Origin of the sequence: Streptococcus mitis, from assembly GCF_001579035.1 — a bacterium.
Lineage (GTDB): Bacteria > Bacillota > Bacilli > Lactobacillales > Streptococcaceae > Streptococcus > Streptococcus mitis_J.
Genome location: NZ_KQ970288.1, coordinates 202,374 through 206,076 on the forward strand (window position 1 = coordinate 202,374; position 3,703 = coordinate 206,076).

Consider the following 3,703-nt stretch of genomic DNA (forward strand, 5'->3'; position numbering starts at 1 on the left):
TTCTGCTCAATATACTTAAACCTTTTATCTCTTTCTGCAAATTCTAGACAAATATCTTTTGAATTATCTCTAGAACCATCGTTTATTAGTAATACTTCAAAATGTGGATAAGTTTGGTTCTCAATACGTTCTAAACATAACCGTAAATAAGGATATACATTATAGATTGGAACAATGATACTTATTAAATCTTTAGGATAAGTAACTGTTTCCTCTATATTTTTTAAAAATTCTTGATATTCATTAAACAATACTCTGTTTTCTAAGAAATCTTTTTGAAACTCTAATAAATCCCTGATAGTAGTATAGTAATGAATAGTAGGCAACCCTAATTCTTCTATTTTTTCATATATTTTTTTGTAGATTAATAATACTTGTTCAGCATATTGTTGATTGAATTTACTTGATGTTCTTTCATTATGTAGTCGATATACATATGTCACTTCATCAACATATAGAAATACTACTAATATTATTATATATCTTAAAGAAGAACTCCAAATCTTCCCCATAGACAATAGATTCATCAAATCTAATATCCGTAACTAATTCTTTTTTGAATAGTTTAGATACGGTGATTTTATAACTATTACTAGCATTGATTAATTTTGGAAGAATTACTAAGAATTCTTCTCTATTCAATTTATTATAATTTAACAAGTATTTTTCTTGATTTGAATACACCCTAAACTCAAATCTACTTATATTATCAAACTTTTTAATAGAAGACACTGCCATATCAGAATTGTTTTCTTTAATATTATTGATTAACACTTCTAAATGATTTTCATCCACCCAATCATCAGCATCTATAAATGTTATATACTCTCCTGTAACATTATCCAGGCCAAAATTTCTTGCAGAAGAAGCACCTCCATTTACCTTTGTAAAGTACTTAAATCTAGTATCAACTTTTACGAAATCCATACAAATTGACTCAGAATGATCTATTGAACCATCATTAACAAGAATCACCTCAAAATTTTTATACGTCTGATTTTTTATACTATTTAAACATTGCTCTAAGTATTTTTCTGCATTGTAAACAGGTATCACAATACTTATTAAAAAGTATTCTTCGTTTATAATTTCCATTTTTTCTCTCTTTCTCCTTACAAATGCCCTCTCTCACAAACAGTTGAGCAATTCTCTAAATAATATGATTCTTTTTTAACTCATCTATTTTATTTTGAAGAATGACTTTTTCCTTTTCATAACCATAATAGTCTAGCTCACCAACTCTCCTATTCAATACATATTCATACATTTTGTATGTTTTTTCTATATCAATTCCTTTAATATTTTTTGTTTCCTCGATTCTTTCTTCCAGAGCATCAATATAATCTAAATGACTTAAATTAAAATTTAAACTTAGCCCTTCATAATTTCTCCTATATGCATATATCGTATGATTACAAATCGCTATTTTTTCAGATGCTAAATATAATTTCCAAGTAGTAAATTGATCTTCTGCATATTTTTTCAAAGGATATCTAATATTTTCAAATAAACTTCGTTTATATAACTTAGCCCACGCTGTTGAATAACATAAGAAAGGAACATCAATCATCTCATCCATTTGATTAACGGCAAATTCTTTTTCAACAATAGTAATAGGTAAAACTCCAAAACGTTCCTTCTGATAAATATAAAAATTAGGATCTTCAAATCTACAAAAACCGCCAATAGCCAAATCTGCTTCTGATAACAATGCAGTAGCATATAATTTTTCAAGTGCTTGATCCATTAAAAAATCATCTGAATCTATAAATGTTATATATTCACCTTTTGCTCGTTCAATACCATAATTCCTTGCATCAGACAATCCTCCATTTTCTTTCTCAAAATAATAACAACGCTTATCTTTATCAAGATATTCTCTACAAATTTCAGCAGAAGAATCGGTAGAGCCATCGTTTATTAATAAAAGCTCAATATTTTTATAGGATTGACTTAAAATACTTTCTATGCATTTTCTTAAATACTTCTCTGTATTATATATGGGAACTATGACACTAATTAAATCATCCATTCTGTTACTCCTATCAAAATTTTAATATTATTTTGTATGTATAATTTCTTTTCTATTACACACTTTTTATATACTCTATCATTTGTTCAATCTCTGAAAGATTAAATACTTTATCTGTATAATATTCATTTGCAGTATTTTCAAATGATAAAATTAATTTTCCTGATTCTTTTACTTTTTCAATAACTTCTTGATTTTTTTCTCCATGATTAATATCTAAATAAATATCACATTCACGAATTAAACGATTAATATTCCATTCTAAAAGTGCAGGATGTAATCGTACATTTTCGTATCTTCGAAGACTACCTAATTTATCTCCCATTAATGTCAATGCCATAATATTAAATGTATATTCAGATAATTCTTCCACTAAAACTTCAATTTGTTCTAATTCTTGACTATGTGTCATAATCAATACAGATTTAACTGTTTTCGGAATTTCATGGGCAATTATTTCTGACCAATCCAATAGTGAATACTTCCACCAAACATCTCTTAATCTACAAAAAGAATACAAATTCCAAGGTTTACTTTCAGATAAATAATGAATAATAGCTGGTAAAGGATTTATAGATTTCTCTAAAATAAAGTATTGTTTTCTTTGTTCTGCAAGACGATCATATCCGATTTGAAAATTATATGTGTCATCTAAAACAATATAACGTCCCTCACAAACTCGGTTTAGTACAGTTTGATCCGCTTCTGGAAGTGTTTCGTGTTCTCTATTGGTAATTTCAATACATTGTTTTTGAACGTTTTCTTCTTTCCACAGTTTGTTGTTTATTAATAATACTCCCGCATTAAAATAATCTTCCAATCCAAATACAACTTTTGCGGCAGCTACTAGATGGTTTCCTAACTCTATTTTAAATAAATCATTCAAATTTCGAGTTACAATAACATCCGAGTCCAAGTATAATACCTTTTCTTCCTCTACAAATTGAGGGATAAGATAACGAGCAAAAGTCATATAATTTATATGACCACCATGAGGTGCCATTTTCCACTCTTTAGAAATAGCATCACCAGTTAATTTTATATCTACTAATTCACTATTTCTACATTTTAATCTTTTTCTAATACCAATAAACCACTCTTGAGGTATGTCACTATTCATTATATATACTTTACAATTGTCATGATGATAACATACCGACTTCAATGTTGCTTCAATATATCGAATATATCCATAATCACCCGCTAATACAAAAGTTGCCTTATTCATTACAAATATTCTCCGTTCAATTTAATTAAGAATGTAAAAAGTAAAAGTTTGAAATATGAGACAATAAGCATCATCAAAAATCAGAACAAAGATGGTCATTTTATCTTATAAACAGTTCAGCAAAAGTTGATAGATTCCAAAAGCTAACTGGGATCTATCACCAACTATTTTAATCATCATTTTTAGATAATTCTTTAACTACAACAATATAAGTAAATTCCACTTCTAATGACAGATACGTTTCAGAGGATGATTTAAAGCTCTTATAAATTTTATCTATCAATTAGAGACTAACATTACTTAATTCTCACCGATCATCATTTTCTGATAAGCTTCGTTAACAAAATAGTAGCTCAACTTCATAATACATTGTCCTAACACTCTTTAAAAGACAAAAGATGTTTTAAAGAATGCCATTAATAATAAAAGGAAAATACTTTTCC

4 protein-coding genes are annotated in these 3,703 nt (G+C 27.5%); all 4 read right to left on the minus strand.

The genetic code is table 11. From position 1 onward, the window contains the following. Positions 1-512 (minus strand): glycosyltransferase family 2 protein (locus SMIDD26_RS07170; RefSeq protein WP_134990231.1); only part of this gene is annotated, 512 nt, incomplete at its 3' end. Then, complete coding sequence (locus tag SMIDD26_RS07175; RefSeq protein WP_061439677.1) at positions 448-1,095, minus strand: glycosyltransferase family 2 protein; 648 nt, start codon at positions 1,093-1,095, stop codon at positions 448-450. The genes SMIDD26_RS07170 and SMIDD26_RS07175, both read right to left, overlap by 65 nt. A gap of 55 nt (positions 1,096-1,150) precedes the next feature. Then, entirely contained in the window at positions 1,151-2,032 is an 882-nt protein-coding gene (locus tag SMIDD26_RS07180) for a glycosyltransferase family 2 protein (RefSeq protein ID WP_061439678.1), read from the minus strand. A 55-nt stretch (positions 2,033-2,087) separates the two neighbouring features. After that, positions 2,088-3,260, minus strand: coding sequence for a glycosyltransferase (locus tag SMIDD26_RS07185; RefSeq protein WP_061439679.1), 1,173 nt, complete (start codon positions 3,258-3,260; stop codon positions 2,088-2,090). Positions 3,261-3,703 lie beyond the last annotated feature (443 nt).

What these genes read in the sequence shown, in the direction of transcription:
- SMIDD26_RS07175 (WP_061439677.1), bottom strand. Translation starts at nt 1,095, where the DNA reads ATGGAAATTATAAACGAAGAATACTTTTTAATAAGTATTGTGATACCT.
- SMIDD26_RS07180 (WP_061439678.1), bottom strand. Translation starts at nt 2,032, where the DNA reads ATGGATGATTTAATTAGTGTCATAGTTCCCATATATAATACAGAGAAG.
- SMIDD26_RS07185 (WP_061439679.1), bottom strand. Translation starts at nt 3,260, where the DNA reads ATGAATAAGGCAACTTTTGTATTAGCGGGTGATTATGGATATATTCGA.